Below are 23386 nucleotides of genomic sequence, written 5' to 3'. Positions count from 1 at the left end.
TTGACGATACCTCATAGCAACCTCACAATGCTGCTGTGATTGCTGCATGCAACTGTCGCAGCGAAGACCGGTCGGCCTTGACTTCCAGCACGCGCATGCCGGCACAGGGTTCGTCGAGGGCTTCCCGCAGCTTTTCGACCTTGATCTGTCGGCTTTCCACGTGGTAAGCGCGACACAACGCTCCTACGTCGACGTCGTGCGGAGTACCGAAGATACGGGACGATACGGCAGAAAACCTCGGGTCGCCTTGCTCCAGCAGTTCGAAAATACCGCCACCGTTGTCGTTGGACACCACGATTTTCAGCTGCTGTGGTGTGGGTTCAGTGGGGCCGATCAACAGCCCCGAGCTGTCATGGACGAATGTCAGGTCACCGATCAGCGCTACGGTACGAGCCGAGCGGTCTGTGCTACCGGTATGCCCGGGGGACCGCTCATATGCCAGTGCCGCCCCGATCGCGGTGGACACGGTGCCGTCGATGCCAGCAACGCCGCGATTGGACCGGACCTGAATACCGTCAGTGGACAAACCAACCAACGCCATGTCGCGCACCGGATTGGACGCCCCAAGCACCAGTTGGTCACCGGGCCGTAGTGCATCTGCCACGGCCGCGGCGACATGCAAACCCGTGATTAACGGGTGCGCTGCAAGCTGGCTGCGCACCGTCGAGATCGCGTGCCGGTTCATCTCCGCACAGCGCTGCAGCCAGGCCGGGCGCGGTGTCCCGGTGGTGACCGCCCGAGTACCAGCGGCCCGCGAATTGCCCGAGACGTCCGGCCAACACGGCCCAGTGGTAAGCGCGTACACTGGTACTTGCGGGTTGGCCAGTAGCGCCAACACCGGTCGATGCAGTGTCGGTCGACCGAGCATGATCACCTGCTTCGGGTGCAACAGGGGCAGCGCTAGAGGGTGCAATGGGTAGGGCCGGTAAGGCCCAAATGGGGCGGTCGGCTCAGCAACGATCGGCAATTCCGCCAGGTTCGGGTGCACGCCTGCACCGTGCCCGGCGATGACGACGGTGTCTGCCGACAAGTCGATTTCCAGCGGCTGGTCGAACGTCACCTGCGGTATGTAGGTCCACGGCTTTCCGCCGGGCCGGCCCTGCGGTGTGATGGCGCCGTGGGGGTCAGGATCGGGTATTAAAGGCTCGCGCAGTGGGATGTCGAACTGCACGGGGCCGGCGTTGGCGGTACGAGAACCTTTGGCAGCCAACAATACTCGGCAGGTGGTCGATCGCCAGGTTGCGTTGAGTGAATCCAACCGTTCCGGCGCGTCCTCTGCTAGGCCTAAGCTGATGGCAGCACGAACTTGGGTGCCGAAGTAGCCCAGCTGCTCCATGGTCTGGTTGGCTCCGGTGCCGAGCAATTCATAAGGCCGGTTGGCCGATAACACGATCAGTGGCACCCGGGCATAGTTGGCCTCGACCACCGCTGGGCCAAGGTTGGCCACGGCAGTGCCCGAGGTCATCGCCACACACACCGGCGCGCCCGCGGCGACCGCCAGCCCGATGGCCAGATATCCGGCGGTGCGCTCGTCGATGCGGACGTGCAGCCGGATCCGGCCGGCGTGGTCGGCGTCTCGCAGAGCGAATGCCAGCGGGGCGTTTCGCGAGCCGGGGCACAGCACTACATCGCGGACACCGCCGCGGATCAGCTCGTCAACGACGACGCGGGCCTGTGTCGTCGAGGGGTTCATCCGTACAGGGTGTCATAGCTCAGCAACAATGCGGCCAGTGCAGCTTAGCTAAGCCTCTTTCCGCATCGCGAGGGGCTTAAAGACGGTGAATCCGGAGTCGCGGCCGGACCGCGGTCTCAGTCTGGCTCTGAGACCGACTTAAAGAAAACTCGAAAATGTACAAGCGTCCCGATTCAGGCTGTTAAGCGATGGTTTGTGACGTTTATCGACGGATGGGGTACTGCCACAACGTCCGATGCGCTCTGGCCACGTCTAGGTCCACTCGCCTTTGACGCCAGCGAAAAACTGCAGCGCTGCGGCGTTGACGGCCTCCGGACGCTCGAAAAACCCGAGATGACCGGCATCTGGTATCTGCAGGTAGCGGCCGTTGGGCAGTGCGTCGGCGACCTCTCGTCCCAGAGACGGTGGGGTCACCACGTCCTCGGCGAAGCCAATCACCAGCACCGGCGCAGCGATGCTTCGGTAGGCCGGTAACCGGTTGTTCTGCGGGGCGACATCCGTTTGACAACGCAGTCCCGGGGTGGACTTTATTGGCCACATGTTAAACATGGCTATCCAGTCGGCTACGGCCACGTCATCATTGAGCGTTTTGCGTGACAAGTTTTCCAGCAAACGAACTTTTGCATTGTAGCCTGATGGCAGCTGGATGCCGGAGTCATGGAGCTCGGCTTCGACATCGTGAAAGAACTGGCGGGTGCGGTCCAGTCGGCCACGGGTGGCCATCAGCACAGCAGCGCTGACCAGTTCGGGTCGAGCCACCATTAGCTCTTGGGCGATGAATGAACCCATCGACACCCCAACGATGCGCGCTGGGACCGCGCCCAGGGATTCGATCAGTACCGCGGTGTCAGCTACCATGGTTTGCGTCGTGAAACCTTTGGTATTTTCGGTGGCGCCGATTCCGCGATTGTCGAAGGTGATGACGCGATAGCCGGCTGCTAAGAATGCCGGGACTTGATGCGGTTGCCAGGTGCGTCCTGCGCCGCCACGACCGGCGATGAAAACAACAGGTTCACCGGTTCCGCGGTCCTCGTAAGCCAGATTGATCACCTGCACACGGTACAAGCAGCGGGTAGCAGGCCTTGACTCGGTCGATCCACCACTGCCGTCGGGCGGGCGGTGTGCCCAACGCTTGCAGCCGCGCTGGGTCGGGCGTTACCGGTCCGACCGGCAGGAAACCATCGACAGGCAGCACAGGTTCGGCGACGTCTGTGGCGAACAGCCTGCCGGTGCCCAGCCCGCAGGCGTGGTCGAGTTCGGGTAGGGCCGCGGCGGCGATCAGCCCAGCGGCGATCCCGACCACCGAATCTAGCCCGCTGGAGACCACCACCGGGATATCGATCTGCGCTGCGATAGCCAGTAACGATGTAATCCCTCCCAGCGGAGCGACTTTCAGCACTGCAACGTCAGCAGCGTGCGCGCGGACCACCGCCAACGGGTCGTCGGCCTTGCGGATGCTTTCGTCAGCAGCGATCGGTATGTCAACCCGGCGGCGCAGCTCGGCAAGCTCGGTGACTGTGGCACACGGTTGTTCGAGGTACTCCAGCGGGCCGTCGGCGGTCAGGGCGACGGCCGCCTGGGCCGCCGCTTCGACACTCCAGCCACCGTTGGCGTCTACCCGCACGGTTGCCACCAGGTCCCGCACCGCGTTGACCCGGTCGACATCGTCGGCAAGAGTCTGCCCGGGCTCGGCCACCTTCACCTTGGCGGTGCGCACGCCAGGAAAGCGAGCAAGCACCTCGGCTACCTGGGCGGCGGACACGGCGGGCACGGTGGCGTTGATCGGTATCCGGTCGCGGCGACCCTTCGGCGGCTCGCAGTAAGCGGCCTCGATGCCCGCCAACAGCCACGCGGAAGCCTCGGAGGGCTGGTATTCGAGGAAGGCCCCGAACTCTCCCCATCCTGCTGGGCCGTCTATCAGCGCCACTTCGCGGGTGGTGATTCCGCGGAAGCACACCCGCATCGGCAGAGCCACCACATGTAGCCGGTCCAACAACTCCGTCAGGGTGGGAATCACTGCGGATACACTCGGAGGCCCGCCAGAAACATCGCACACACCTCGAGGTCGGCGATCCGCTCTGGCGGCACGGTCCGCGGATCGGCTGACAACACCACCATGTCAGCGTACTTGCCGATCTCCAGCGGGGCGATCACATCGTCAGAGAACAGCGGCCAAGCAGCATCGATCGTCTGCGCGCGGATCGCCTGATCGACCGTCAAGCGCTCCTCCGAGCCCAGCACCTGGCCGCTTGGCACGACCTGTGTCGCCGTCACGCTTATGTTGCGCCGTGGCTCTTCGAGTGTCACGAGTGGATTGTTGTGCAACGATATCCGCGTACCGGTTGCTGCCGCGGGATCCTGCTGGCATCCAAAGAAATCCGCCCTCTGACCCAAGCAGGACGTCGATAATGACGTCATTCCAGTAGTGGATTTGGTCGATGACTATAGCTGTAAATGATACCCGCTCGGCGGCACGCTGCAGTGGGTCAGGTCAGATGGCGATGACGTGTTCGAGACGAAAACGATGGTTGGGAAGCGGATGCCGGCGCGGCGTCTCCTCGGACACATCGAGGATGGTGTCGACGCCGGCATCACCATGTACATGACAGGCAAGTCGCCAACCTAACGGAAAATAGGCACCGACGATTTTCGGCCGGCTGTTCGCGGGTGTAGTTAGCTTGTCCGCAAGGACCCGCCGGCACACCAGTGGAGCGGGTCGTGGCGGTGTCCACTATGGATAAAGACAACGCGATGGTGCTGAACCGTACACCCAGATATTGGTCCCCAACTAGCGTAGTACTTCATAGTCCTCGCCGGGATGGCGTCGGTGGATAACTCCGGATTGGAGATTTAGTCACTGCTCAACCGTACCGTTAGCTCGCCACGGGGTCGCTCAACCAGCGGTCGAAAAACCTGATCGAAAGCCATCTCGGAACATGTGGTTAGCCCCGCACGGTTGAGTCGGGCGCATTCGGTGCACAGCATTGCCGGATAGTCGCTGGGTTCGATGCACTGCCCAGCAATGGAAACACCGCGCGAGCTTCCTCGGCCTTGCCGTTGAGTTCAAACGTAGTTATTATGGTCGCACTTAGCACTCTTGGGATCCGGCGTTCCTGTGTTCAACCCCGGCGCGCTGTGCCTCGTGTGGGGGTTGAAATAGTCCTTGTACCCAGAGTTGAGGTTGATCACCAACGGTTCGCTCTGCACGATGTCGTCAAGTCAGCTCAATGTCGTCTGGGGCAACCCGGACAGCAGTAGTTGAGTCATAGCTGTTGTGGTACACGCCGACCGCTCCCCTTGCGGCGGTTTCATAGCGAATCTCCTCGAGGACTTCATCGGCGTTGTGCGCGGTGACAGAACGTATATCGACGATCCGGTCGGATAGCATGACGTTATCCATCATCGGGTTACCATATTTCTCAACGAATTCCGGCGTAAAACAACCAGAACCGACATCAATTGTTACCGTGCTAATATCGATGAACTGCGCTATCTAGGACCGGTTACCGACGGCGCTAATCCGGCCCAGCCATGGCAAGTGCCTCACGCGGCAGGTTGCACTTCATCGACTGTCAACATTTCAGGTAATGACTAACCCAGCCTCGGGGTCTGTATCGACCATAGACGGAAATCCTAGTGGCGACCGCGAGTGTGGTGAAGGGTCGAGGACGAGAAGTGAAACACGCTCTAGCTGTACCACATGGGTGACGAAACTATTACGCAACCCAACCTACATCGCCATTTACTGGTAAGGTGCGCTGAAGCGCCACAAGAACAAGCCCGTGCTGTTAGTCGGCGACATCACGCTTACCGTTGGTTAGTGGGTCAACCGGGTCAGCCAATACCCGCAAGCATTCGAGGGGCTGGGGGCTGGCATCGGCGTGGCAGTCAGGCTACGGTCACGCAACCGTGTCGAAATGCTGATTACCATCGGTGCCAGCCAGATTCGGGGCTATCGGCGAACGGCATTACACCAGCTCTGCTCGCTGGACGATCACGCTTACGTGCTTTCCGACGCCGGCGTCAGCTCACTGATCATCGACCCCAACCTAATGTTTGTCGAATGGGCTTTGGGGCTGCTGCAGCGGGTGAATTTGTTCAAGTAGATCCCGAAATCGGGCTTATGCCCGAAAAGCACAAAGATGTGGCTCGACCTCTGGGCCCAGGTTGCCAAGTTCGTGCCGCAGCCACTGGGTAGCCGCGTACCTGTCGCCGGACCAGGTCATCTCATCGGCGTCATCTACACCGGAGGCACCATTGGCAAACCCAAGGGAGTGATGAGCACCGCACAGTCGATCGCTACTATGACGGCAATCCAACTCGTCGAATAGTAATGGCCAGAAAACCCGCGGTTCTTGATGTGTACACCGCTGTTCTACGCCGGCATAGCATTATTCACGCCTACCCCCATCAAGGGGGGTGAGATGATCGTTCTAGTCAAGTTCGAGCCGGACGAAGTTCTGAAAAGCAGCCATGAGCAACACATTAAGGAGAATATACTAGTGTCGTTAATGACATAATCCTTTATAGAACAACGGGATTCACGCTCCCAGCATCTATCGTAAATCTAGACTGTCTAGTACGCTGCTTAGATGGTCAACCCCGGTGTTGCGGGACGCAAGCAATACGGCGGTTCGTTCCGATTTTGGTCCAGTGCTAAGTGCAGTTCGAGGAGCCGATGGTGATCACCGGTCTGGCCAAGGGTGGTCACGACGAGAAGCAGCTGACTCCATGCGGATGCTAGACGCTGTTCATGCGCGTCGTACTGCTGAGCGAGGACGGTAAAGCGTTTCTACAGGGGAGTAGGGCGAAATCTATTTCAGCGTAATGCTTGGCCGGCGGTTACTGGAATCTTCTGCGGGAGACAGCCGAGACGTTTTAGCAACCGCCAGCTAAACACCGGCGATATGGCTTGTGAAAACGAGGACAGGTTCTTCTACATTGTGGAGCAGGTCAAGGACATGATCGTCACTGGAGACTTCAATGTGTTCCATTGGGAAAAAGATTTCTTCGCTGAGCATTCGGCGGCCGAGCTGGGTGTGGCCACCGTCGACGAAGCGCTCGCATTGCGCGCGGACGGAAAGTGGGGCACGGTCGTCACCGCGGTGGTTATGTTGCGCCCTGCTTCGTCCCGCGATGACGCCGCAATCACTGCCATGACCACCTAGATTCAGGACGCTGTCAAGGAACAAAAATGCGCGGTGCAATCGCTCGAGCGGGCGGTGGTTTTTAACTCTATGCCGTTGATGGTGCTGGACAAACCGGACAAAAAGGTGGTGCGCGCACAGTTCTGGCAAGGAGCTGGTTGGGCTGTCTGCTAAGGCTCTGCAGGTGTACCTGGCGATTGTGACAGAAATGATAATAAGGTGAGGGGGTCAAGCCGCCGTAGTGGCTGAAGCCGACCAACAAAGTTTTTCATCGGAATATCGCGGCTTGGCTTAAGCTTCAGCGGTGAAATCCCGGTTGGTGTTGACCGTGCCGAGTCACGAATCCGGTTCTTTCCGGTCGACACCGGTCACGCCGATGACGTTGGACGGCAAGCTAAGGCATTATGAACCGGAGGTATATATGACGCCACCGGATGGTGGAGCTAGACGCCGAGAAAGCCAGACCGCTGTTGCGGGTTTAGCCCCAGCGAGGTACCCACCGGTGTGGGTTTCATGAAGCAGTTCAGGCTGGTCAATGGAGGACGCTCCGAGGAGTTCGAAGCGTTGGCCGGAATTTGTCCGGTGGTCCGTTTCGGCTCGGCGCGGTCCCCAAATTAATCACATGTGGCAGGTGCTGCTAGTGGTATCGCTGTTAGTAACAGCGTGGCGGGGTCTGTCCGCGGCGCGGTCTTTCTCCGCCTAAGACCCCGTACCGTGCGGCACGCTTACCTCTGCTGGCGCTGCCATCCGCCAGATCGGCGCTATCGATGGCGACGTCCGGCTCGAACACGCTATGGATCAGGCCTTTTGTGGTGCTGGCGGCGACAACCGAATCGTTGACGCAACTATAGCGCGCTGAGCGAATACCGACGTGCAGATTTCTTTAGCTAGACCAATACCGATGTGCACCCTTGGTAATCTCCGCTCAGAATGACAGCGGTCGCCAGATCATAGGCGACGGGCGTGGCGCAGGAATGTATACGTTTGCTGACTACCAGCTGCAAACAGTTGTTGACACGCAGGCCGCGCCATTCCTGTTCTATCTACAGAATGTGCGATACCACAGTACTGGAGTGAACTATCGCGATCTTGGTGGAGGCCGCCCGCTGGTCGGTCTTCAAGCTTTGGAGAATCCTGACCAGTGGACGGTGCGCCGCACCGAATAGACCTGACCGGAACCCTGGCTTTTATCGGCCGATCCGATACTGTAACAGCCACTTTGGCACATGATTCCATGATGGCATCAACACAGACAATCAACCTTGGCTATTTAACCACCAATCCGGACGGAGTACAAGAACCTTGAGTGACAATCCTTTTGATGTCAAATCGTGGCGACTTATCGACGGTTTCGACGATTTGACCGACATTACCTATCACCGCTATGTCAACGGCGCTACGGTGCGGGTGGCGTTCAACCGTCCCGAGGTACGCAATGCGTTCCGGCCGCACACCGTCGACGAGCTCTACCGCGTCCTCGACCATGCCCGGATGTCGCCCGAAGTGGGAGTGGTATTGCTAACCGGCAACGGGCCTAGCCCGCGCGACGGTGTCTGGGCATTTTGCTCCGGTGGTGACCAGCGTATTCGCGGGCGCTCCGGCTATCAGTACGCAAGTGGTGACACCGCGGACACGGTTGACGTTACACGCGCAGGCAGGCTACACATTCTTGAAGTACAGCGATTAATCCGGTTCATGCCTAAGGTGGTTATTTGCCTGGTCAACGGGTGGGCGGCTGGCGGCGGGCATAGTCTACACGTGATCTGCGATCTCACTTTGGCCAGCCGCGAACATGCCCGTTTCAAACAGACCGATGCCGACGTCGGCAGCTTTGACGGTGGCTACGGCAGTGCTTATTTGGCCCGTCAGGTTGGCCAGAAGTTCGCCCGCGAGATCTTCCTACTCGGCCGCCCCTACACTGCTGAGCAGATGCATCAGATGGGCGCGGTAAACGCCGTCGTTGAGCACGCAAACCTGGAGACGGTGGGTCTGGAATGGGCGGCGGAGATCAACGCCAAATCACCTCAAGCGCAAAGAATGCTGAAGTTCGCGTTTAATTTGCTTGATGATGGTCTGGTGGGTCAACAGCTGTTCGCGGGTGAAGCTACCCGGCTGGCATATATGACCGATGAAGCCATCGAGGGCCGCGATGCGTTCCTGCAGAAGCGTGCCCCGGATTGGAGTTCGTTCCCGCGCTATTTTTGAGCGCCGCTTAAAACTCTGCACGTATGAACAAAATCCGCTGCGCTGGTTCACCGAACAGATCACGTTGGCCGGCATGCTGCCGCCGGTTTCGCCGCAACTACTGTTGAACCGACTTGCGATCAAAACCGTTGAAATCAAAGGTAAGCGGATCCTGTTGACTGGAGCCTCTTCGGGTATCGGCGAAGTCGCCGCCGAAAAGCTCGCGCGGAACGGCGCCAACGTGGTAACGGTTGCCCGCCGCCAGGATTTACTTGACGCAGTTGCAGACCGGATAACGACAGCGGGTGGCATGGCACTGTCGATCTCGTGTGATATCTCGGACATGGATGCATTGGACACGCTGATCGCTGATGTCCAAATGCGCCTTGGCGGCGTCGATATCCTGATTAACAACGTTAGTCGGTCCATCCGACGACCTCTGGCCAAGTCGCTAGAATGCTGGCGCAATGTTGAGCGGGCTATGGCGCTCAACTACTAAGCCCCGCTGTGGTTGATGCACGGGTTTGCACCCGGGATGCTTGAGCGCAGTGACGGGCACACTATCAACGTACAACGTAACAACATCGGGCTTATTGTTGTTGCAGTGCCGCTGTTCTCGGTGTATAATGAGCTCGAGTATGCGCTGTCAGCGGTGAGTCAGATCGCTGAGACCGGGTGAGGCCGCTAAGGTGTGTATTCGACGGCGTTGTATTGTTCGTCGGTGGCCACTATGATGATCGCATCGACGAAAGCCTGGCGGCAGGTCCCGCGATAACGCCGCATGAAGCTACCGAGTGGATTGTGACAGCTGTCCGCGCCCGACCGGTGCATATCGCACCACGGGTCGCGATTGTGGCGAGGGCGTTAGACACCGTCGCTCCCCGCTGGGTCAATGTACTCATGCAACGGACACTCAATACAACAAGGCTCCACCCAGCTCGACTCCTCTCACTCATCTGCGGAGTTGGTCGTGTCGGTCCTCTGGGGCATAGATTACGACCGAGCGCGACGCCCTCGTCAATATGACGCAGTCCCGATGGCACACGCCATCACTGTGCACCGGCTTGGACGGTGCCACAACATCGTTGCGTACCTATCGGCCATTGCCTCACTGAATCCAGCCACCCGACCACTGGGCATGGCCAAAGCCAAGTTCAGTTTTGACAAGTTCACCACTGGTCAGATCGCCAAGCTATAGCGGCACCGAGTCCGGCTGCCACCCTAGAACGAATTCCGTGGCCTGCAGAATTCCACCTCAGCACCGCTGGGATCCACAGCCTCTTGGTTTGGCGAGGGGGTATTAAACGGCGCCAATGTCCTTCGCCAGCTGGGCATCCCGCACACCTACACGCCGGGCACAATGCGACAGGTGATCAACTTCATGCAAGGGTTCGAACACTTTCATCGGTTCGAAAAGCCGGATCGCTAGACTTGCTTTCTAAGCCACCGACCACGACTACAGCACGAAGCGGGCGAGAAGGTCGAGGGCTCACTGTTGTCGCTGCTGCTCGCCATGGCCGGCAGAGCAGTCGCATGCGACGACCTCACTGGGCCCAGCGTGGCTCCCCCCGTGAAACAGGTGCGCGACTAAATGACTATCGTCAAGACGTGGTAAACACAAAGGCCATGGAGATCCTGGCCAGCAGGATGCTGCTCCGACCGGCAGACTATCAACGGTCGCTGAGTTTCTACCGGGATCAGATCGGGTTGGCGATTGCCCGCGAATATTGTATGGGCACAGTTTTTTTCGCCGGACAGTCGTTGCTCGAACTAGCCGGTTATGTCATTCAGGAGGCACCAGACTACTCTCGGGGGCCCTTTCCCGGTGCGCTGTGGCTGCAGGTCCGCGACATTGCCGCCACCCAAGCCGACCTGGAAGGCCGCGGGGTCTCCATCACCCGCGAACCGCGTCGGGAACCGTGGGGCTTACACGAGATGCATGTGACCGACCCGGACGAGATTGCCTTGATCTTTGTAGAGGTTCCTGCTGATCATCCGCTACGCCGGGACACCAAGGGGTGAACGCTCCAGACACCGGATTAATTGCACGGTAACATCTGACGATGGGTCGTAGCTTACCGGCGATTCATGCAACAGCTAATTCGACAACGCATTGCCCAGACCACGAGAATCAGGCGCTGTGAACATCAATTTGTTCCTCTTGATCATTGTCGTGATCACGGCACTAGCCTTCGACTTCACCAACGGTTTTCACGACACCGGAAACGCCATGGCGACCTCGATCGCTAGTGGTGCGCTCGCACCAAAGGTGGCGGTGTTCCTCTCTGCCGTCCTGAACTTGATCGGCGCGTTCTTGTCTACCGCCGTCGCGGCCACGATTGCCAAGGATCTGATCGAGGCGAATCTGGTAACGCTGGAACTGGTGTTCGCCGGCCTGGTCGGCGGTATCGTCTGGAATTTGCTGACTTGGCTTCTCGGTATCCCGTCGAGTTCTTCACACGCGCTGATCGGCGGTATCGTTGGCGCCAGGATCGCTGCTGTCGGCGGTCACGGGGTGATCTGGAGCGGTGTCATATCCAAGGTGATAATCCCGGCTATTATTGCCGTGTTGCTGGCCATCGTTGTTGGGGCAGTAGCCACCTGGTTGGTCTACGCGATCCCCCGGGGTGTTCCGGCTATGAGCACCGAGACGAGGTTTCGGCGCGGCCAGATCGGCTCGGCGTCGCTCGTTTCACTTGCACACGGGACCAACGACGCACAGAAGACGATGGGCGTGATCTTCCTGGCGCTGATGTCCTACGGGGCAGTGAGCAAGACCGCATCCACGCCGCCGCTGTGGGTCGTCGTGTGTTGCGCTATAGCCATGGCCGCGGGTACCTACCTGGGCGGGTGGCGAATCATCCGCACTTTGGGCAAAGGGATGGTGGAGATCAAGCCACCGCAAGGAATGGCCGCCGAATCGTCCTCGGCCGCGGTCATTCTGTTGTCCGCACACTTTGGCTACGCGCTGTCCACGACCCAAGTCTGCACTGGTTCGGTGCTGGGCAGCGGGTTGGGCAAACCCGGCGGCGAGGTCCGGTGGGGCGTGGCTGGTCGGATGGCCACCGCGTGGCTGGTTACGCTTCCGTTGGCTGGTTCGGTAGGAGCAGTCACCTACTGGATCGTGCATCTCATCGGTGGTTATCCCGGCGTGATCATAGGATTTTCGCTGTTGATCGCGGCCTCTGTCGCTATCTACATCCGGTCGCGCAAGGTCAAGGTCGACCACAAGAACGTCAACGAAAACTGGGAAGGCAGCTTGACCGCTGGACTCGACGGTTCGGACAACCACAAGCCACCTGATGTGGGCCCCGAATTAAGTGCTCCCCTACCTCACTACCGCTCCAGTCACCACACGGTTGGCGTAAGGAACGCCTCATGAGCGCTTGGTTCAACTACGAGGCCACCTTCAAGATCCTTCTCTTCAGCCTGCTGTCCGGTGCGGCACTGCCGGGGCTGTTCGCGCTCGGGATCCGTCTGCAAGCCAACGACGCTGGAGACGTCAGCACCAACGACGCCACCCCACTCCGTAAGCCGATCCTCGTTACACTCGCTTGGGTGATCCACGCGCTGGTTCTTATGGTGGTCATCCTCGGGGTGCTATACATCGCCAGGGACTTCATCACGCATCACGCCCATTACCTGTTCCTGGGAATTAAGCCCTAATTGGACCAACTGCGCAGAATTGCAGCAAAGTGAACCGATTCCTTACTTCAATCGTCTCGTGGCTGCGCGCGGGATATCCGGAAGGCATCCCAGCGACCGATACCTTCGCAGTGCTTGCGCTACTAGCCCGCCGATTGACCAACGACGAGGTGAAATTCGTCGCCGGAGAGCTAATACGGCGCGGTGAGTTTGACAAGATCGATATCGGTGTGATGATCAGCCACCTCACCGACGAACTGCCGTTGCCCCAGGACATCGAACGGGTACGGACACGGTTGGCCGCCAAGGGCTGGCCGCTCTATGACGCACGGAACAACGGAGAGCCCACATAGCCGTCCTGCGCTCGCTTAGCGTCACGTCGGGCTCTGCAGCTCCATTGCTGCTGCCCACGCTGGAACGAATCCTGGATGGCCGTGATCCCGCAATGATCGTGGTGCCGGCCCAGCATGAATCCACCGCCGCACTGCGTGCTTTGCGCGTGGGCGAAGAGATCGACGACGATGTGGCCTTGGTGGCCACCACGTCGGGAACAACAGGTGTGCCCAAGGGCGCCTTGCTTACCGCCGCCGCCTTGACTGCCAGCGCGTCGGCCACCCACGACCGTCTTGGTGGTCCGGGCAGCTGGCTGCTGGCTTTGCCGCCGTATCACATCGCTGGACTTCAGGTGCTGGTGCGTAGCGTGCTGGCCGGTTCGGTACCCATCGAGTTGGACATCTCTGCCGGGTTTGAACTAGCCGAACTGCCAAACGCGGTGGGTCGATTGAGTCCCGGTCGACGGTACACGTCACTGGTCGCTACCCAGCTAGCCAAGGCGCTCACCGACTCGACGGCCACGGCCGTGCTTGCCGAATTGGATGCCGTCCTTGTTGGTGGCGGACCAGCTCCCCAGCCGATCCTGGACGCCGCAACATCTGCCGGCATCGTGGTGGTCAGCACCTACGGGATGAGCGAGACTGCGGGAGGTTGTGTTTACGATGGCGTCCCACTGGATGGTGTGTGCACACGCGTACTGGTCGATGGCCACGTAGCGATCGGTGGTGCGACGTTGGCCAAGGGCTATCGCAATCCAATCGTGCCCGACCCGTTCGCCGAACCGGGTTGGTTCCAAACCGATGACCTCGGCACTGTCGATGGCGCGGGCGTGCTAACTGTGCTGGGTCGTGCCGACGACGCGATCAGCACGGGTGGGCTGACTGTACTGCCAGGACCCGTCGAAGCTGCGCTGTGCACCCACCCCGCAGTCAGCGACTGTGCGGTGTTCGGGCTTGCCGATGACCGGCTAGGTCAACGGGTAGTAGCCGCGGTGGTACTGACTGACGGTTACGCACCGCCAACGTTGGACATGCTGCGGGCACATATCACCCGCAGACTGGACGCCACAGCCGCACCGCGCGAGCTACATATCGTCGATGCACTACCACGACGTGGCATCGAAAAGGTCGATCGCACGGCGTTAGTGCGTTGGTTCGCCAAGTCCGTTTAATAGACTTATTAGATTCTAAAGATAGGTCGCCGGGAGGCATTGTCTGTTGCAGCCGCGGTTGGTTCCGGCGGCCGCGTTCATATTGCCGCGTTTGAATTACGGTATCCATTCGTGGCGAGACACCCGGCTGGAGCAGTTTGCCATGCACGACGGCGTCGTACCGATCTCTGGCTATTGGGACGTCCATTTTTGTGGCGAGTGCTGACGCCGGGCACCTGGGTTACCGCCTGCCGGTGGGTCTTTTAGCTGGGTCATGATCGACAGCTGGTAGCAAGGCTTCGCCGACAGTTTGACCACCAGGGATGAGTATCTGTGGGAAGTGCCCGGCGTCACCGACCTCCTAGCAACGCTGCGCACGTTCGCCAGTCGCATCCTCGACTTCCGACCCAACGTTCTGGACCACACATGTGTCCGGACATTCGCCGGGTGTGGAGACATCGCAGACAAAAGCTGCCCCCCAATGTGCGCTTATAGTGATTGGGCCCGCGATGGCCAGAGCAAGCGCGGCGGCCGTGATAATCGCCGTTCGCGCGCTAGCCTACCCGCATACGGCGCGGATGGGCAGCTTCGCTCGTCGTGGTAGAGCCCACGACGATCTGGGTCGCAGTCTCCGCGGACGGGTACTTTGCCGAGGTCGCAACATAGGATGCCGCGCTGTCGGCATTGGCTGTCCACTGTACAGCGGAATTTCCTCGTGCTAGCTGCAGTCGGTGCGGGTCTTATGCTCGGCTGGGGGAGGTTCCCTCAATGACAACCTGATGTTGATGAGGCTTCCGGCATTGGCATTACTGGGTTGGCCCTCCCCACGTGCAAGCTAACTTCAGGGCGGCTCTGCGGGCACTCGGCTTGGCGGCGCTGGCCGCCAGTGGCGGTAGCAGTCGCTTTTGCCGTGGCGGTATTCTACTGGTTTTACAGCTACAGCCTTATGCAAGAGCGTTTTTAGCAGGGGATTGATAAGAACCCGCCGTTCCAGTATCCAGGTGTAAGCCAATCTAGCGTGCGCGGTGTGAGCAATCGGGGATAGTGTAGCGGGAATCAGCCTGGTGTTCAATCTGGCCACTATCCGTCAGCGAGTTCAGCGGTTCCCGGGATCTGCGATCTCACGTTGTTGTGTGGTGGCCGGGGGTGTTGGTGTTTGTGGCAGGAATTGTTGGTCGGTTTCATAGGTGGCAGGTGAAGTAGTGTTCTGGTGTGCCATCGCTGGCCGATACGGTCGGGAGTTTGGTGGGCTAGCCTAGATCTTGTTGGCGCTGGGTGTTGGGGGCGCTTTCGGGTGCATGCTATGGCTGTGGGGTGTCTGTTTGTTCACCGGCCCTCGGCCAGCCGGTGTGCCCCCGGCTGTGTTGGTGCCGTGTTGGTTTCACAGTTCGTCGATGACCTCGCAGCCGGTGATGACGCGTACGGCGGTGCTCTAGCCTAGGGCAGTACTTGACTTTTTGTGGGGATCGACCGCGGAAGGAAGATAAAAGCCATCCACGGCGTGATCTGGTGACTTGTGCGCGTGGCGGGCTAACACATCACCAGAAAAGCGCAACTGATCCCCGGCCACCCGCCACACCAGACGCACCCCCAGCATCGCCAGCTTCGATGTCGCGGCCGGTGACCAACACCAACTACTCGGCGACCTTTGCAAGCAGCCCACCTAGACTGGCTGAATTGGGAAAGCGCTATCGCATTCGTGCCGACAACACATCGCTTGACTGTGCCTAACTCGGCTCAAATAACACATGGTAATGTTGTTGCAATATAAAACTGATAATGTTCGGTTGTATTGGGGTGTTTCCACCTAGCTTCAGCGAGAACAATTGCTTGTTTTAATCTCTGGCTGTAGGGCGCAGACGGCGCCATATTATACATATAATTAAAGTTGTGTGCGTACTAGTCGACAGTGACGTCATCGAACTAATGCGTTTCGGTGGACGGTGCGGTGCCGTCGGTCGGACGACGATATGCCGTCGGGCTGCCTCGACTGGAAAATCCAAAACACGCTAGCCAACCGAGTCCTGGCGTTGAAGTTCTTCAGTCGGTCGGCACGGGTGATCTTGCTCAGGTGTCTGACTCACCACATTCAGAGCACATTGGAACGTCTGAGTGACAGGGTTGGAATGATCGGCTTGGTTTCGGATTTCGGATGGCTGTTCACACAATGTGGTTATGGTCCAGGTAACCGCGGAGACGCCGGCTCGGTTGAAGTTGTAGGTTGTGGGCCAACGGGCATGATCGGGATCGGCTGATTGCAATGCAATCCCGAGTGCAGCGGTCGCGAGGATGGCAGCGCCAGCGGCCAACCCGCGACGGATGTGTACACGGTGAGCCCCTATTCGCGCTGCAATTGAGTATCTACAGCGTTAACGTTTTGGTGACAACACCACGGTTGGGACGTGACATATGAGGTGCAACTTACGTCGTGTCACGCGCAGACGCCTCGGCGAGCGCGTCGAGAAATGATCGCGCCCAGCGATCGACGTCATGGGAAAGCACTTGGCGTCGCAGCGACCGCATCCGGCGCCGTGCTTCTTCGTCCAGCTGGTTGAGCGCCGCCTCGATCGTGTCCTTGACCCCTTCTAGGTCGTGTGGATTGACCAGATAGGCCTGCCGGAGTTCCGCTGCGGCTCCGGTGAATTCGCTGAGAACTAGCGCACCGCCAAGGTCGTTGCGGCACGCGACGTATTCTTTGGCCACCAGGTTCATCCCGTCCCGCAGCGGGGTGACCAACATGACATCACTTGCCACATAGAACGCGATGAGCTCGTCGCGGGGAACCGGACGGTGCAGGTAGTGCACCACAGGATGACCGACTTCGCCGTATTCGCCGTTGATGCGGCCAACTTGGCGTTCGATGTCGTTGCGCAAAATCTGATAGCTCTCTACCCGTTCGCGGCTCGGTGTCGCCAGCTGGACTAGAACGGTGTCGTCGCGCTTCGCCCGACCCTCGGCGAGCAGTTCAGCGAAGGCCCTCAACCGAACATCGATGCCCTTGGTGTAGTCGAGTCGGTCAACGCCGAGCAGGATCTTGCGGGGGTTACCTAACTCGGACCGGATTTCGCGGGCGCGGCGCCGGACGTTGCGGTCGCGGGTGGCTTGGTCGATTTCTCTGGAGTCGATCGAGATGGGAAACGCGCCCACTTGGACTGTGTGGGACTTCAATTGTGCCTCACCGAATCGTGATCGCACACCAATCAATCCGCGCGACGTGTTGGCGCCAAGCAGATGTCGAGACAGGAACAGGAAATTCTGCGCACCGCTTGTCAGATGGAATCCCACTAGGTCGGCCCCAAGCAGACCCTCAACGATCTCGTTGCGCCATGGTATTTGCATGAACAGCTCCACCGGCGGGAACGGGATGTGCAAGAAGAAACCGATGGTAAGGTCGGGCCGCATTGTGCGCAGCATTTTCGGTACCAATTGTAGTTGGTAGTCTTGCACCCATACGGTCCCACCGTAGGCGGCTGTGCGGGACGTTGTTTCGGCGAAGCGCCGGTTGACATCGACGTAGCGTTCCCACCATTCGCGTTGGTAAATAGGCTTTACGATGACGTCGTGGTACAGCGGCCACAATGTGGCGTTCGAGAACCCTTCGTAATACTCGGCGACATCATGTGTGCTTAGCTGTACCGGATAAAGTGTCAGCTCATCCTGGATGATTGGTTGGATGGTCAAGTTGAGGTCCACGTTGTCATCGATTACGCCCGGCCAGCCGACCCAGGCTCCGCGCCGTTGACGTAGCAGCGGCTCTAGCGCCGTGACCAACCCGCCTGGACTGCGCTTCCAGATCGCAGTGCCATGGGGAAGCTGCACCTGATCGACTGGCAGGCGATTGGCGACCACTACGAAGTCGGAATCCCCGAGGTGTTTTTCACTTGAAGTCTTCGAGCCGTGGTTACCCCCCGGAGTCATTTACGTCTCGTGTCTCGCTGGCCCAATGCCGAGCATCGATAGAAAAGTCCGGCACTCGTCCGCGTCGTTGGCATACGCGGCGACGACGCGCCTAGCCTGGCTTGCAGTGCTGTAGGCCAGTGGCTCAACGTCGTCGATTTCACCAGGGTCAGATTTTGTAGGCATTACTTCACTGTAAGGGCAACTCGTATTGCGTCGCAGCTTTCGCATGATTTTTCGCGTCTATACGGTAGGTCAGTGGCCAGGGGAGGAGGCGGACAACCGGAGACCGGCTGGTGTCGATGCCGACTCAAGCCAGGCAAGTCACGCCTGGCTGAGTGTACGGCACAGACTGCCGAGCTTCTGGGCAGGCCGTCGATGTCGACACGGTCAGGACGTGATCGAGATCGATCTACTAGTGAACGTTCGAGACATCCGTGACGCCGTCTGTTGAGGGCGTGCAATTCAGGGTGGCCATTGATCGGGGTGGACGACTGCTGCACCGCTGACGGCAGGTGTTTTGACCGGTGTTGAGATAGAAAACGCGGTGTCCAAGTGCGGACAATGGATCGTCTGGCGCACTTCCCATAGCCGGCTGTACAGTTGTCCGTTTGAGCTGCTGTTTGTTAGCCAGTGGCGAACAAACAGCAGTGCTACGGGAAAATACTATCCTAAGCCGCATGGAGACTGGCCTAATGGCGCTCAAGGCTCCGGGATGGAGAAACGATGACCCTCACTCCAGTCAATGCCTACAACCTCGCCTTCTCAAGGTCGTGTATTGGCAGGCGCGGTTACAGCGAGCAAGAAATCGATGTCTTCATCGACCTGGTTGAGCAGGAGCGGACTTGACATATCGAGGAAGACGTGGAGCCCCGCAATCGGAACACTGAGCTGCGCAACCGGGACGGGGGCTCCGCAGGCGAGAAGTCGTGCTGCCCGAGGGAGAAATCGCCGTGTGTAATCATGAAGACTAAAGACTAAGTCGGCTAGCAGAAAATTCTTACCAGCACAACGAAGCGCAGCTGTCCCATCTGGAAACTCAACTCACTCAGCGGGGAGCCCTGCTTACTCGGCAGTTAGCTCAGTTTCGCCATCGGGAAGCGTAGTGTGCCCAGCCCGAAGCGCAGTTTGCGCAGCAAAAAGCTGAGCTAGCTCGGTAGGAAGCTGAACTGGCCCAGGAGTAATCTGAGTTTCGCCAGCGTGAATCGGAGTTTGACCCGCGGTTGGGCTAACAGCAGGCAGTGGCCTTCAGCGTTGGCGTAGGGGTGGCAGACCACAAGATGCGCGGACCATAATCAGCTTGGGTCGCAAAAGTGGGGTCAACGAGTACGTCGTATCATGAGGCGAGGCGGACAGTCACCTCGGTTCACGGCCGGTTATGACTATGGAACGGATGGTGATTCGGGTGGTGACCGACACGCTCGATAACACCATCCCTGAGAGTGTGTACGAGCGACTGCTCAGGAGCGATATTGACAACGACGGTTCGGGTGTGGCGTCCGAACAGTTCTCCTCAACTTGACCGGTCGAAGCAACAGAACGCAGAACTGGCCCACACTAATGGCCTTACTGAAGGCTGTTTCGGCTCTTCTGGCAGCGGCCACTGGATCAACCGTAGTGGTGTGCCGTCGGAACCGACAGGTGAATAGGTCAGGGCGCACGGTCGGGCTGTTCGGTCCTGGAGGAACCGTTGGCATGGTGCAGATTTGCAGCTGCTGACACCGAATCAACCTGGCGGCGAACGCCTGGGTGTTGGCTGTTAATGTGCAAAGGGCCTAATCGGGTACGCAGCAAGCCTGACAAGCTAGGTAGGCCGAATGACAGTCTCCGACCAAGCCAACAAAAGAGCTGGTGGCTTATGAGACTCTCGACGGCGAGCCGCATCGCGCGGATCTGGTTCAACCGGCCCGGCGCTCACAACGCGCAGGACCGCACCTTGTTGGTTCAGCCTGATGAGGCGTGTTGCCGCACCGAGGCTGACGACGCTGTTCGTGTGGTGATTTTGGCGGCGCGCGGCAGGAACTTGTCCGCTGGTCATGACTTGGGCTCAGACGTGGCGTTACTGGAACGCAAGCCCGGACCGATGCAACAATGCGACCTTCCGTTCACACGACGCCACCCGCGATGCGATCGCAGAGAGGACTTATCTGCGGGAGGGGCACTACTTATTCTAAAACACTTGTCGCTGGCTTTATCTGCGTAAAATTACCATCGTCCAGGTGCAGGGCGATGCGATATCGGCAGGCTTGATACTGATCTGGGCATGAGATCTGGTTTTTGCTGCCGACAACCCAAAGGTCAGTGATGTGGTTGCGGTGCGCATGAGTATGACGTGTGTCGAATATTACGCTCACTCCTTGGGAATTTGGTCCGCGTAAGGTCAAAGAGCTCTTGTTGATAGGCGATGCGTTAGATACTGACGAGGCCTATCGGCTAGGCATGGTGTCCGAGTTGCCCGCTCGATGAGCTGGAGGCCAAGACCGCTCGAGTTCGCCCTTCGTATCGCCGAACGGCCCACGATAGCGACGCTTCTGATCAAGGACTCGGTCACGCTGCCTTCGATGCGATGAGATTCACCTAGGCGCTGCGGTATGCTTTACACGTGCACGAGCTCGGGCACGCCCAGTGGGCAGCCCACAACGAGAACCGGTACTTAGGTGGGCTTGTTGCCTGATTTGGAGAGTGACGCACCGCGAAGCCGGCGCAAGTGGCGTGCCACGCTACGCCGTAGCAGCGACGGGTAGCCACATGGTTCTATTGTTAGAACCTGCTTTTAGTTTGGGTGTAAGGGAGACTCGGGTGCAGCTTTTTTCGAATACCGAGCATACATGTTTACCGGCTCGGCCGGGGACGCCGTCACGATCGTCGGGCGCAACGCTGACCGGCTGTTGACGGCTGTCAACAGCACACAAGTACTCGAAGCCCACGGCGGCTCGGTTCGCTGTGAGTCCGCCGACAGAACCGGTGAGGACGAAGCCGCCTGTGTGGTGGCCGCCGGGACGGTGTGGCACGGTCGGCTGCACGGTGTGGTGCATTGTGCGGGCCGGCTCGAAAGACTATTCGGCCGATCTAGCCGGATTGACTCCGCAGGCGTGGCGACGTACCGTCGGTCTAGACGTCAACGGGGCCAGGTACATGCTTAAGCACGCTTGTGTGTGGTGGTGCTGGTTTATTCGCCGGAACCTGGTCGATCGCTGCCAGCAACACCCATCGTTGGTTTGGCGCCTACGGGGTCACCAAGTCGCCCGTTGATCACGTGTTGATTTTGGCTGCAGATCAGCTCGGTTCATCGCGGGTGAGTGGTCAATGACATTCCCCAGGCTTGACCGGCATGGATTTAATCTAGTGGTGGCCCGTGACGGATCCGCCGGGGCGGAACGCGGATTACCGAATCTGCACGCCGCTGCCACGGGTGGGTGAGGTCGATGACGTCGCCAACCTGGTAATGTTTTGCTCAGCGATGTGGCCAGTTGAATCACCGGGCAAGTCATCAACGTCGGCGGGGCAGATGTTGCGGCGCGGTCTCAACTTCTCTGCGATGTTGGAACTCGTGTTCGGTGCCGACGGTCTATGTGGGGTGGTGTGAGTTTAGGGTGGATGTTGTGCCAGCGTCGTGGTCGGTTAAAGTAGTGACGGCAGACTACTCCAGGTGTTTGTTGTTGTTGTCTGTCGCCAGGTTAATCCGGTGGCCGTGCAGCAGATTGGTGACGGGGGAGCGGCATCTGCAGTTCTGATGTGGTTGTGCGCACCGGCCTCCGGTCTTTGAGGCTGAGTTCCGCTACGAATCCGGCCGGCTCGAATTCCTGTGGCGAGATTAGCCCGCCGTAGGTCTGATATGCCGGCGCGGCGAACAACGTTGAGGCGAGGAAGTCAACTGCAGCTTGTCGACTTCCGCTGTGGCGACCAGTGCGACGGCTTCGCTGACTGCCTCAATGGCCGACGCAAGCGAGAAGTTGCTGCTCAACTTCACTAAGGTGAAGGCATGCGGTTGGTCGGATACCACGAAGGTCCGCTGCTCCCCGCTGGTCGATACTATCGAGCAGCCGCTCTAGAGACTACGGAGCGTCCGTGGCGATGACGAGAAGTTTCCCTTAGAGGAGGCTTTCGGTTCTGTTGAACACCGGTGCAGCGGCATACTGCTGACTGGCTTAAGCGTGCGCAGCCGTCAGGCGGCTTCGATAGCGCGACGTTGATGGTGCTCGACGAGACGAGATGGGGTGGCTCCAGGGGCTAGCGAAGTCCACAATGCCGTCTTGGCCAAACGCCATATCCTCGACGCCCGGTAGTCGGAGATCATTTGAGAAGGCAAGGTGTACCAGTGTTGGCTTCGGCTACGTGCCGCCGTCGCACTTTACTGAACTAGGGATTCCGCTTTGTCGGGTGAACGGTTGTAGACGGTGATCTGGTGACCCGCTTTCAACCGGTTGGCAGCCATGCCACTGCCCCCAGGTCGATGAATCTGATTATCTATGTCATCCACCCTGCCGGGTTCTTCCGAGGCTTGGTGAAAGATGTGCTATACGAAGTGTCTCGGAGGTTATCGGATACTAGTGACCGGTGCGCGGAGTTGAGCATCTCAGACCGCTGTTCAGCCGTGGTGAAGCCACCGCGTTGCGGCTACTGGACAAGGGGGCCACCGTGGTAGGGAACCGGGAACATCGTCGGCGGGCTGATCAAAACCCGTGCTCGTGCCGATGAGGCGGCAATAAGACACCAGCTCACCACTATCCCAGATAGATGGCGCTGACGAGGATTCTGTCATCGACGGCGTGTGCTGGGCAGTCGAAACGTTCCGCGGTTTGGATTCATTGAGTAACGCTGGCCGGCATCTTGGGTGCCGTTCACACTCCCTAGATCAGCACTCAGCAGTGGAATCAAATCATCCCTTCAACCCGACCGGTACTTTCTTGGTGGTCCGCGAAGTGCTGCCGACGCTACTCGCCGAATTCGCGCAGCGCGATTATACATTTAAACTCCACTTCGGTATCTCGTGCGCGCCCGTACGTGGAGGCATACGCGACGAGCAAAATCGGAATTCAGCCCGTTACCCATTCATTGGCACTCGAATACTCGAAAAGGAGGGTCTGCGTTGCTTCGGGTCACTTTCCGAAAGGTGCTGATTGGTCGCTGTTTCCCAGGCGTATGCTGATACTGTCCACCACGCTAGAGTCCAGCAGCATCGGTATGGTCGATTCTGTAGCTGTCGCCGGCGTCGATCGCCATGCCGGTGTCTGAGGATGGCACGTTCATCACCGGCACTGCAATTCACATCAACGACGGTATGTACGTCTAGTTTGATTTAGTGGCGATCCCAGCCGCCTGGCGTCGCCGTGTTTG

At 59.1% G+C, this 23386-nt stretch carries 18 protein-coding genes and 8 pseudogenes; 16 read left to right on the top strand and 10 right to left on the bottom strand.

Annotation, left to right across the window (positions count from 1 at the left end; all coding sequences use genetic code 11):
* Positions 1-22: 22 nt before the first annotated feature.
* The 4 genes and pseudogenes from menD to MLPF_RS11885 form a co-directional block, all read right to left on the bottom strand.
* Entirely contained in the window at positions 23-1693 is a 1671-nt protein-coding gene (gene menD, locus MLPF_RS11900; RefSeq protein WP_045843706.1) for a 2-succinyl-5-enolpyruvyl-6-hydroxy-3-cyclohexene-1-carboxylic-acid synthase, read from the bottom strand.
* A 252-nt stretch (positions 1694-1945) separates the two neighbouring features.
* Positions 1946-2743: an alpha/beta fold hydrolase gene (locus MLPF_RS11895; protein ID WP_045843717.1), complete on the bottom strand. Its 798-nt coding sequence runs from the start codon at positions 2741-2743 to the stop codon at positions 1946-1948.
* Positions 2706-3710, bottom strand: coding sequence for an o-succinylbenzoate synthase (locus tag MLPF_RS11890; RefSeq protein WP_045843705.1), 1005 nt, complete (start codon positions 3708-3710; stop codon positions 2706-2708). Before MLPF_RS11890 ends, MLPF_RS11895 begins: the two co-directional genes overlap by 38 nt.
* Positions 3707-5272, bottom strand: a pseudogene (locus MLPF_RS11885) (amidohydrolase family protein). Before MLPF_RS11885 ends, MLPF_RS11890 begins: the two are co-directional and overlap by 4 nt.
* Positions 5273-5393: 121 nt before the next feature.
* Here MLPF_RS11885 and MLPF_RS11880 point away from each other — a divergent pair.
* The 12 genes and pseudogenes from MLPF_RS11880 (at position 5394) to MLPF_RS11825 (ending at position 15588) form a co-directional block, all read left to right on the top strand.
* Positions 5394-7014, top strand: a pseudogene (locus MLPF_RS11880) (AMP-binding protein).
* A 71-nt stretch (positions 7015-7085) separates the two neighbouring features.
* Positions 7086-7458: pseudogene (locus MLPF_RS11875) on the top strand (deazaflavin-dependent nitroreductase).
* 356 nt (positions 7459-7814) lie between these two features.
* On the top strand, positions 7815-8006 hold the full coding sequence (locus MLPF_RS11870) for a hypothetical protein (protein ID WP_237756026.1): 192 nt from the start codon (positions 7815-7817) through the stop codon (positions 8004-8006).
* A gap of 136 nt (positions 8007-8142) precedes the next feature.
* Positions 8143-9045: a 1,4-dihydroxy-2-naphthoyl-CoA synthase gene (locus MLPF_RS11865; RefSeq protein WP_045843704.1), complete on the top strand. Its 903-nt coding sequence runs from the start codon at positions 8143-8145 to the stop codon at positions 9043-9045.
* A 73-nt stretch (positions 9046-9118) separates the two neighbouring features.
* Positions 9119-9933 (top strand): annotated as a pseudogene (locus tag MLPF_RS11860) (SDR family NAD(P)-dependent oxidoreductase); the annotation flags it as partial.
* 61 nt (positions 9934-9994) lie between these two features.
* Entirely contained in the window at positions 9995-10222 is a 228-nt protein-coding gene (locus MLPF_RS11855) for a hypothetical protein (RefSeq protein ID WP_162196975.1), read from the top strand.
* Positions 10223-10650: 428 nt separating this feature from the next.
* Positions 10651-11046, top strand: coding sequence for a VOC family protein (locus MLPF_RS11850; RefSeq protein ID WP_045843703.1), 396 nt, complete (start codon positions 10651-10653; stop codon positions 11044-11046).
* A gap of 118 nt (positions 11047-11164) precedes the next feature.
* Positions 11165-12406 (top strand): inorganic phosphate transporter, encoded by a 1242-nt coding sequence (locus MLPF_RS11845; RefSeq protein WP_045843702.1) that lies wholly within the window; start codon positions 11165-11167, stop codon positions 12404-12406.
* Positions 12403-12690 carry a hypothetical protein gene (locus tag MLPF_RS11840; RefSeq protein ID WP_045843701.1) on the top strand — a complete coding sequence of 96 codons (288 nt, stop codon included), beginning with the start codon at positions 12403-12405 and terminating at the stop codon, positions 12688-12690. Before MLPF_RS11845 ends, MLPF_RS11840 begins: the two co-directional genes overlap by 4 nt.
* Positions 12691-12719: 29 nt before the next feature.
* Positions 12720-13022 carry a DUF3349 domain-containing protein gene (locus tag MLPF_RS11835; protein ID WP_045843700.1) on the top strand — a complete coding sequence of 101 codons (303 nt, stop codon included), beginning with the start codon at positions 12720-12722 and terminating at the stop codon, positions 13020-13022.
* A gap of 68 nt (positions 13023-13090) precedes the next feature.
* Positions 13091-14173, top strand: a complete 1083-nt coding sequence (gene menE, locus MLPF_RS11830) for an o-succinylbenzoate--CoA ligase (RefSeq protein WP_237756030.1) — start codon at positions 13091-13093, stop codon at positions 14171-14173.
* A 1244-nt stretch (positions 14174-15417) separates the two neighbouring features.
* On the top strand, positions 15418-15588 hold the full coding sequence (locus MLPF_RS11825) for a hypothetical protein (protein WP_237817104.1): 171 nt from the start codon (positions 15418-15420) through the stop codon (positions 15586-15588).
* Here MLPF_RS11825 and MLPF_RS11820 read toward each other — a convergent pair.
* The 4 genes and pseudogenes from MLPF_RS11820 to MLPF_RS11810 all read right to left on the bottom strand — a co-directional run bounded on the left by MLPF_RS11820 (position 15585) and on the right by MLPF_RS11810 (position 18235).
* On the bottom strand, positions 15585-15815 hold the full coding sequence (locus tag MLPF_RS11820; RefSeq protein WP_237817205.1) for a hypothetical protein: 231 nt from the start codon (positions 15813-15815) through the stop codon (positions 15585-15587). The two genes, MLPF_RS11825 and MLPF_RS11820, sit on opposite strands and share 4 nt — an antisense overlap.
* Before the next feature lie 78 nt (positions 15816-15893).
* Positions 15894-16494 (bottom strand): annotated as a pseudogene (locus MLPF_RS17855) (hypothetical protein); the annotation flags it as partial.
* Positions 16495-16573: 79 nt separating this feature from the next.
* A complete protein-coding gene (locus MLPF_RS11815) occupies positions 16574-18070 on the bottom strand; it encodes an alpha,alpha-trehalose-phosphate synthase (UDP-forming) (protein WP_045843698.1) in 1497 nt (498 codons plus the stop codon).
* The gene (locus MLPF_RS11810; protein ID WP_156147250.1) at positions 18071-18235 is read right to left on the bottom strand and encodes a hypothetical protein; all 165 of its coding nucleotides are present in this window, start codon (positions 18233-18235) and stop codon (positions 18071-18073) included.
* A gap of 540 nt (positions 18236-18775) precedes the next feature.
* Here MLPF_RS11810 and MLPF_RS15905 point away from each other — a divergent pair.
* From MLPF_RS15905 to MLPF_RS17850, 3 genes and pseudogenes are all read left to right on the top strand, one after another.
* On the top strand, positions 18776-18898 hold the full coding sequence (locus MLPF_RS15905; RefSeq protein ID WP_272946132.1) for a hypothetical protein: 123 nt from the start codon (positions 18776-18778) through the stop codon (positions 18896-18898).
* Between the two features lie 999 nt (positions 18899-19897).
* Positions 19898-20780, top strand: a pseudogene (locus MLPF_RS11805) (enoyl-CoA hydratase).
* 97 nt (positions 20781-20877) lie between these two features.
* A pseudogene (locus tag MLPF_RS17850) lies at positions 20878-21635 on the top strand (SDR family oxidoreductase).
* Between the two features lie 228 nt (positions 21636-21863).
* On the opposite strand, the gene MLPF_RS11790 reads toward MLPF_RS17850, so the two are convergent.
* Together MLPF_RS11790 and MLPF_RS17845 are read right to left on the bottom strand one after the other, a co-directional pair.
* Positions 21864-22052 (bottom strand): hypothetical protein, encoded by a 189-nt coding sequence (locus MLPF_RS11790; protein ID WP_156147248.1) that lies wholly within the window; start codon positions 22050-22052, stop codon positions 21864-21866.
* A 348-nt stretch (positions 22053-22400) separates the two neighbouring features.
* The gene (locus MLPF_RS17845; protein WP_420329645.1) at positions 22401-22484 is read right to left on the bottom strand and encodes an NAD(P)-binding domain-containing protein; all 84 of its coding nucleotides are present in this window, start codon (positions 22482-22484) and stop codon (positions 22401-22403) included.
* 122 nt (positions 22485-22606) lie between these two features.
* Between MLPF_RS17845 and MLPF_RS17840 the strand changes: the two are divergent.
* Positions 22607-23342 (top strand): annotated as a pseudogene (locus tag MLPF_RS17840) (SDR family NAD(P)-dependent oxidoreductase).
* The last annotated feature ends 44 nt before the right edge of the window (positions 23343-23386 follow it).

Source organism: Mycobacterium lepromatosis (assembly GCF_000975265.2).
GTDB lineage: Bacteria > Actinomycetota > Actinomycetes > Mycobacteriales > Mycobacteriaceae > Mycobacterium > Mycobacterium lepromatosis.
Note: the sequence above shows the minus strand (reverse complement) of the source record. Positions and strands in the feature narration are given on the sequence as shown.

Excerpts from the sequence above, each read along its gene's own strand:
- MLPF_RS11850 (WP_045843703.1), top strand. The coding sequence starts at position 10,651 with ATGGAGATCCTGGCCAGCAGGATGCTGCTCCGACCGGCAGACTATCAA.
- MLPF_RS11840 (WP_045843701.1), top strand. The coding sequence starts at position 12,403 with ATGAGCGCTTGGTTCAACTACGAGGCCACCTTCAAGATCCTTCTCTTC.
- MLPF_RS15905 (WP_272946132.1), top strand. The coding sequence starts at position 18,776 with ATGACCCTCACTCCAGTCAATGCCTACAACCTCGCCTTCTCAAGGTCG.
- MLPF_RS11810 (WP_156147250.1), bottom strand. The coding sequence starts at position 18,235 with ATGCCTACAAAATCTGACCCTGGTGAAATCGACGACGTTGAGCCACTG.
- MLPF_RS17845 (WP_420329645.1), bottom strand. The coding sequence starts at position 22,484 with ATGGCTGCCAACCGGTTGAAAGCGGGTCACCAGATCACCGTCTACAAC.
- MLPF_RS11815 (WP_045843698.1), bottom strand. The coding sequence starts at position 18,070 with ATGACTCCGGGGGGTAACCACGGCTCGAAGACTTCAAGTGAAAAACAC.
- menD (WP_045843706.1), bottom strand. The coding sequence starts at position 1,693 with ATGAACCCCTCGACGACACAGGCCCGCGTCGTCGTTGACGAGCTGATC.
- MLPF_RS11870 (WP_237756026.1), top strand. The coding sequence starts at position 7,815 with ATGTATACGTTTGCTGACTACCAGCTGCAAACAGTTGTTGACACGCAG.